The sequence below is a fragment of the Streptomyces roseochromogenus subsp. oscitans DS 12.976 genome, from assembly GCF_000497445.1.
GTDB lineage: Bacteria > Actinomycetota > Actinomycetes > Streptomycetales > Streptomycetaceae > Streptomyces > Streptomyces oscitans.
The window spans coordinates 4,838,046-4,844,424 of the sequence record NZ_CM002285.1; the positions used below are offsets into that span (position 1 = coordinate 4,838,046).

A 6,379-nucleotide genomic window follows, 5' to 3' on the forward strand; every position below is an offset into this window, starting at 1 on the left:
TTCCTCGGTGATGGTCGCCACGCGCGCGCGGGTGCGTTCCACTTCCACCAGCCGGGCGAGGTGCTCGGTGGCGTGCCGGACGTAGAGGCCGGCGAGGTGGCGCTGCCGCTCGTGGGGCTCGGCCGGTTCGTCGTAGAGCCAGACGGCGGCGCCGAGGCGGCCTGCGGTCTGGGAGGCGAGGGGCAGGGCGTAGCTGGCGGCGTAGCCGAGGCGGGCGGCCACCTCGCGGTGCCGGGGGTCGAGGCCGTCCTCGGCGAGCAGGTCGGGGTGGACGATCTCGGTGGTCGTGCCGGTGTCGTACGGCAGCGCGCCGCGCGGGACGGTCTCGATGTGGCCGAGGTCGGCGCGGCCGAGGCCGAGGCCGAGGGTGGTACGGGGGCCGAGTCCGTCGCCGGGTTCCAGGGCGACGAGGCCGCGGCGGGCGCCGACGAGGGCGGCTCCGGCGCGCAGCAGCTCGTGCAGGGCGGGTTCCAGCGCGTGCGTGCGGGACAGGCGTTCGGTGAGTTCGTGGAGGGTCGTGAGGTCCGAGACCCAGCCGGCCAGCCGGTCCTGGAGGAGGGTGCCGGGTGCGGGGGTGTTCGGGGCCGGGACGGGGGCGGCGTCCGGGGAGGCGGTGGCGCCTGGGGCGTGGGGGGTGGGCGCGACAGTGTGTGCGGGCGTCGGAACTGTGGGATCGATTCCGGCCACTTTCGGAGGGTGCGGGGCGTTCATGGCGTCCGGCCTTCAGACCGGTGCGTATTGCTGAAAAGCATCGCAAACCCCCATGTCATTCTGCGCCGCTAGCAGTGTCTCCACATGTACACGCACTCGTGAGGGGATGTCCAGCATTGTCCTGCGGGGATTCCTGGTGTCCATGGGGCGGACGAGGGTTTCTTCCGAACCCCTTGCCTTACTGCCAAGTTGGCTTAAAACTGCCTCGGGTATCGGTTCATTGCGGTCGACTGGCCTTGCTCCACAGAGCGTCACAGCGGTCGTGATGGGTACGTACTCGGAGAAGGCCAGGGGTGGCTGGGGGCCACCCGGAACCTGGCGACGGACCCGGGCGTCATAGCCACCGACGGCCGAGCCCCATCCTCCCTGGCGGAGGCGGAGAGAAACACGCGCGACGGCAAAAACGCCATACTTCGCCACCCCCGTGCCGCAACCGTGCTTTTGATGGACGCACTAAGGAACGCGGACGCGGCCCAATGCTCGACCCCCTGGGGTTCCCCCTGCCGTGTGCGGGGGTGTGATGCGCCAACAGGTACGCACAGTGAAGTGATCGACACATGGTGTGATGTGGACCACGGTGTTGCCAGCGGTGCAACGGAAAGGAACGAGCGCTCATGCGCGAGATCCTCGGAAGGCGACGCAGGCTCCTGTCCAGGCGGAACGACGGGAGGCCTGAGCTGATCAGCGCGGCCCTGACCTTCGCGACCGAATGGCAGTGGCCGGTACTCCCGGGTGTGGCCCCGGACCCGCGGGGGCGGGCCCGCTGCGGCTGCCCCGACCCGGAGTGCACGGTGCCCGGTGCGCACCCCTTCGATCCGGGCCTGCTCGCGGCCACGACCGACGCACGGATGGTGCGCTGGTGGTGGACCAACCGGCCGAGCGCGCCGATCGTCCTGGCCACCGGAGGCAAGGCGCCCTGCGCGGTCAGCCTGCCGGCGCTCGCCGCCTCGCACGCCCTCGCTCTGCTCGACCGGCGCGGCATGCGGCTCGGCCCGGTGATCGCCGCGCCGAACCGCTGGGCCCTGCTCGTCAAGCCGTACTCCCTGCAGCAGTTGGGCGAACTGCTCTACGCCAAGGACTTCGTCCCCGGTTCCCTGCGTTTCCACGGCGAGGGCGGCTATGTCGCGCTGCCCCCGTCCGAGACCGCCCACGGCACCCTCCGCTGGGAGCGGGCCCCGCTGCCCGGCTCGGCCGCGCCCTGGGTGCCCGATGTGGAGGCCGTGGTGGACGCCGTGGTCGACGCCCTCACTCGTACGGGTGTGAGCGCACCCGAGTTCTAGGGATCTCGGCGCGGGCGCCGGGGGCGAGCCCCGCTCGCTCGTTATCTTCCGCACATGCTGCGAAATTCTGGGGGTTCTGGGGGTTCTGGGGGTTCGGGGGGACAGGGGAGTCGGCCGTCCGGGAGACACGGCCGCAGATCACCACGGCACGGGGCACGGCCGGCGGAGGCGCGCCGGTCGGATTCCCGGACGTGGTGGCTGCTCGCGCTCATCGGCGTCGTGGTGGCGGCGGTCGTGCTGCCGTTGGCCGTGGCGTCCGCGGGGCAGGTGGGCGAGGCGGCCCGGCACGCGATGGCGGAACGGCCGCGGGACGCCGCAGGGGGCTCCGGGCACAAGCACGCCTCTGGGAGCGGTAAGGACTCCGGGCGGGACCATGCCGCCCGCTCGCGCGACGATGTCGTGGCCGGGGATGCCGCCGGAGCCGAGGACGCCGGCGGGGACGGTGACGCCAAGATCCCCGATGCCGGACGGACACCCGGGCTGCTCGGGCTCGGCTTGGCCACCGCCGCGCGGTGCGGCCCCCAGCTGACCTCCGCCGACGGCCTGGAGGCGCAGACCTGTGTGCTGACCCAGGGCGCGGACACCTGGGCCCGCACCTATTACCGCAACACCACCGGCAAGTCGCTGGACTCCGTGCTGAGCCTGATGGGCCCCGGCGGCCGCAGTGTGCAGATGCACTGCGTCACGGGCACCGACGACGAGCCTGCCACCTGTGAGACTCCCCGTGAGCACACCAAGGGCGGACCGGACGGTTACACGGCCGTCGACGAGTTCGCCACACGCGGGGCCGATGGCGCGCTGCTGCTGCGCTCGGGCAGTGACGCGGCGAATGTCACCAACAACGGTCAGCCCACGGGCGGGAGTTGACACTTCGCGACGGGATGTACACCAAACGCGGACATGGAAAGACCCGGTTGCTGGCGACGGGGGATGCACCAGCAACCGGGCTAATGGAACCGTAACAAGAGATCGGCGGTTCGCAAATTCCGTCTGGGTCATTCGGCCACCGAATTCCCTGTCACCAGGGCGAGTTGTGACCGGAGTCACCTGATTCGCGGGCGCGGCCCCCGGCTCACCGACCGTTCAGTCGTGGCCCGCGCCCGCGAGCGCGTCAGCTGAGTGTGACCTGCCGGTTGGTCAGTCCGCCGCGCGCCCGGCGCTCCTCCGGCGTGAGCGGCTCGGTGGCGGCGAGGGCGACGGCGAGGCGCTCGGCGAACTCGGCGGCCGGCTTCTCCACGTCGTCCGCCGTGACCCCGCTCGGCAGGTCCCAGACCGGCACTGTGAGGCCGTGAGCACGGAAGGAGCCCACGAGCCGGGTGCCCTCGCCCAGGTTGGAGCGGCCCGCCGCGTGCAGCCGCGCGAGAGCGTCCAGAAGCTGCTCCTCCGGATGCGGCATCACCCAGCGCAGGTGGTTCTTCTCAGGGGTCTCGCACCAGTACGCCGCGTCCACGCCGGTCAGCCTGGCCGTCGGGATGGCGGCCGCGTTCGCCCGCTCCAGGGAGGCGGTCACCTCCGGTGTGGCGTTCTCCGCGTCCGGTACCCAGAACTCGAAGCCGCTCTGCACGACCGGCTCGAACGGCGCCCGGAGGTCCAGCACGTCCTGTAGCCGCGGACCCTCGGCAGGGGCGCGGCGGCCCTGCACCGGGGTGCCGGGCTCGGCCTGGAGCGCGCGCAGGAGGGTGTCGGCGAGGTCGCGGCTGAGGTCGCCGGATGCCGTGTCGTTCTGCAGGCCGATCAGGACCGAGCCGTCGTCGCGGCGCAGCGCGGGCCAGGCCATCGGCAGCACCGTGGCGAGCGTGACCGAGGGGACGCCCTCGGGCAGGCCGTCCTTGAGGGTCAGCTCGACCGTCGCGGCCGGCACCAGCTCGCGCAGCGCCACCCAGTCGCCCTCGCCCGGCAAGCCCTCGAACGGGCGGTGCACCAGCTCGGTCACCGCGTGTGCCGCGGCCCGGCCGTGGCACGCCTTGTAGCGCCGGCCGCTGCCGCAGGGGCAGGGCTCACGGGCGCCGACGACCGGGATCTCGCCGTCGATCAGCTTCGGCCGCTCGGCCTTCGTCTGGGGTCGCTTCTTGGCCATCGTGGGGTCTCCCGGTTACGGCGCTTCTCGTACGGGCGGGAGCCTAGCCGTTCGGGCCGTGACCGGCGGGAACCTGTGGACAACGCACACCAGCGCGGCGCCAGAGGCGTGAACCTGTGGACCGATTTCCCTCAGCCCTGGCCGTCTCGGCTCAGGTCATCTCGGCTCACGCCGTCTCGGCTCACGCTGTCTCGGCTCACGCGTCTCAGCTCACACGTCTCAGCTCACGCCGTGTCAGCCCAGGTCGTCGAACGCGTCCGCGAAGTCGAGGCCGGACATGTCCGCGAGGGCGGGGGCGGTGACGCGCGTAGCGAAACCGTCCTGGCGGCACCCCGCATCGGGATCGTGGACGTCCTCGTGGACCACCACCCAGACCGTCACCTCACCGCGGACGCCGTCCTGGACACCCCAGTCGTCGGCGAGGGCAGTGATGATGTTGAGCCCCCGGCCGCCGTGCGCGGTCACCGACGGGGTGGCCGGCGCCGGGCGGGTCGGGCCGCCGCCGTCCGTCACCTCGACGATGAGCCGGCCCCGTGCGTCCACCCGCCATGCGGCACGCACGTCGCCGTCGCCGGCCAACGCGTCGCCCAGGGGCCGCCCGTGTTTGCAGGCATTGCTCAACAGTTCGGAAAGGATCAGTACGGCATCGTCGATAACCGATTCGGACACGCCGCCGCTGCGCAGCTGCGAACGCATCCGGTGCCTCGCCTTCCCCACGCCCGCAGGGCCATGGGGTACGGCCATGCTCGACGACGTGGGCACTTCCTGTGCCACCACCAACGCCACCCCCGAGACCTCCTTTGCCCCACGCCACGGTGTGGATGCCCCATTGGCCTGTACCGGAAACCGGCCAATCCTCTTCCGGTGACGCATTCGCAACGGCCTTGTACGGAGCGAACGCGCCGGAGCACTCCCTGTGACGAAGGCCTTTCCTTCGGTCGTCGTAATGGCTGGATTTCATTGGTGTGGCCGAGAAGGGAGAATTCAGCAGCCGCACAGCGGGGTCAAGGGATGCGTCCGGCTCCTTACCGGCCTCTTGAGGTCACAGACGCCCCAGTTGTCGCAGCACTGCGCGCGGGCGGTTGGTGATGATGGCGTCGATGCCCAGTTCCACACAGAGATCGACGTCCTCGGGCTCGTTCACGGTCCAGACGTGGACCTGGTGACCGGCGCGTTTCAGCCGCTCCACATAGGCGGGGTGGTTGCGCACGATACGGATCGAGGGCCCCGCGATCCGCACGCCCGCGGGCAGCCGCCCGTCGCGCAGGCGCGGAGTGAGGAACTGCACCAGATAGACCGTCGGCAGCGTCGGTGAGGCGGCACGCACGCGATGCAGCGAACGCGCCGAGAAACTCATGATCCGGACCGGGGACTCGGCGGCCGAGGCAGGGGCGTCCAGGCCGAATCGCTTCAGCAGCGCCAGCAGCCGCTCCTCGACCTGGCCGGCCCAACGCGTGGGGTGCTTGGTCTCGATGGCCAGCTCCACCCGCCGCCCGGCGTCCGCGACCAGCTCCAGCAGCCGCTCCAGGGTGAGCACAGAGGTGTCCGCCGGGTCCTCCGGCCGGTTCACCCAGTCCGGCTCCTCGTCCCGGCCGCGCCAGGCCTCGTGCGTCCTCCAGGAGCCGAAGTCGAGGGCGGCGAGATCGGCCAGCTCCAGTGCGGAGACGGCGCCGCGGCCGTTGGAGGTACGGTTCACCCGGCGGTCGTGGACACAGACCAGATGGCCGTCGGCGGTCAGTCGTACGTCACACTCAAGGGCGTCGGCGCCGTCCTCGAGGGCCTTCTTGTAGGCGGCCAGAGTGTGCTCGGGCGCGTCTTCGGAGGCGCCTCGGTGGGCGACGACCTGGATGGAGCGCTGTGGTGCGTGGGTCACCGCGTCATGGTGCCACCGTCGTGGAGTACGCGCGGCGGCGTGGATGCGTCTGTGCGGCGAACGTCGGTATCCACCCTGCTCGTTTATATAACTTTTGCCGCAAAGGTCCTATGTAAAGAGAGTCCCCGGACCCACAGCCACCGCTTATGGTGCTCTGACGGCCCGTGGGAAAAGCTGACTGCATACAACAGCCGTGGATCGAGGAGAAGAGCTGTGAGCACCGAGAACGAGGGCAACGAGGTACCCCCGGCCCCGTCCGCACCTCCCGTGCCGGTGGCCTCTTCCGCCTCCCCGCAGGGCATGGCCCCCGAGGGGAACGCGCCGACGGCTCCCCTTCCGCCGGTCCCGCAGGACGCTCCGGCCCCCGCCGAGGCTCAGTCCAGCACCCCGCACGCGTCCGCCCCGCACGCCTCCGGCCCGGCCCCTGACGGCTCATGG

At 71.2% G+C, this 6,379-nt stretch carries 5 protein-coding genes and 2 pseudogenes; 3 read left to right on the top strand and 4 right to left on the bottom strand.

Annotated elements, in window-relative coordinates:
• Nucleotides 1–711 (bottom strand): annotated as a pseudogene (locus tag M878_RS70475) (phosphatase); the annotation flags it as partial.
• A gap of 614 nt (nucleotides 712–1,325) precedes the next feature.
• On the opposite strand from M878_RS70475, the gene M878_RS70480 reads away from it, so the two are divergent.
• Entirely contained in the window at nucleotides 1,326–1,991 is a 666-nt protein-coding gene (locus M878_RS70480; RefSeq protein WP_023548755.1) for a bifunctional DNA primase/polymerase, read from the top strand.
• A 219-nt stretch (nucleotides 1,992–2,210) separates the two neighbouring features.
• On the top strand, nucleotides 2,211–2,858 hold the full coding sequence (locus M878_RS70485) for a hypothetical protein (protein WP_023548757.1): 648 nt from the start codon (nucleotides 2,211–2,213) through the stop codon (nucleotides 2,856–2,858).
• Between the two features lie 244 nt (nucleotides 2,859–3,102).
• On the opposite strand, the gene M878_RS70490 is transcribed toward M878_RS70485, so the two are convergent.
• The 3 genes from M878_RS70490 to M878_RS70500 all read right to left on the bottom strand — a co-directional run bounded on the left by M878_RS70490 (nucleotide 3,103) and on the right by M878_RS70500 (nucleotide 5,941).
• A complete protein-coding gene (locus M878_RS70490; protein WP_023548759.1) occupies nucleotides 3,103–4,068 on the bottom strand; it encodes a DUF5926 family protein in 966 nt (321 codons plus the stop codon).
• A 234-nt stretch (nucleotides 4,069–4,302) separates the two neighbouring features.
• Nucleotides 4,303–4,941 carry an ATP-binding protein gene (locus M878_RS70495; protein WP_037730758.1) on the bottom strand — a complete coding sequence of 213 codons (639 nt, stop codon included), beginning with the start codon at nucleotides 4,939–4,941 and terminating at the stop codon, nucleotides 4,303–4,305.
• A 169-nt stretch (nucleotides 4,942–5,110) separates the two neighbouring features.
• The gene (locus M878_RS70500) at nucleotides 5,111–5,941 is read right to left on the bottom strand and encodes a glycerophosphodiester phosphodiesterase (RefSeq protein WP_023548763.1); all 831 of its coding nucleotides are present in this window, start codon (nucleotides 5,939–5,941) and stop codon (nucleotides 5,111–5,113) included.
• A 213-nt stretch (nucleotides 5,942–6,154) separates the two neighbouring features.
• Between M878_RS70500 and M878_RS000000100040 the strand changes: the two are divergent.
• A pseudogene (locus tag M878_RS000000100040) lies at nucleotides 6,155–6,379 on the top strand (protease); the annotation flags it as partial.